This window comes from Halomonas sp. SIMBA_159, from assembly GCF_046536035.1.
GTDB lineage: Bacteria > Pseudomonadota > Gammaproteobacteria > Pseudomonadales > Halomonadaceae > Vreelandella > Vreelandella venusta_A.
In genome coordinates, this window is sequence record NZ_JAWJBT010001593.1 from 1 (window position 1) to 237 (window position 237).

A 237-nucleotide genomic window follows, 5' to 3' on the forward strand; every position below is an offset into this window, starting at 1 on the left:
AATGATTAGCAAGATGAGAATTGTGGCGTAGAGGTTTTCGTGAATGCTTATTAAGTAACCGGCAATTCCCCCTTGAAATATGTCAATCATCAAGACACTAATCCAAGCTGCACCACCGACTCCAAACATGACTGGAAGGGATTTTAACCCCAGAGCGCGATCGCCTTCTACACTCTTAAAGTCATTGACGACAGCAATGCCTAAACCTGCCATGCTGTAAATCAAGGTGAGAACAAT

Annotated in this window: 1 protein-coding gene; it reads right to left on the reverse strand. The window is 43.5% G+C overall.

Annotated elements, in window-relative coordinates; all coding sequences use genetic code 11:
• The coding region (locus R0J87_RS24600) for a hypothetical protein (protein ID WP_498889659.1) at positions 1 to 225 on the reverse strand (225 nt) is incomplete at its 3' end.
• Between the last annotated feature and the right edge of the window lie 12 nt (positions 226 to 237).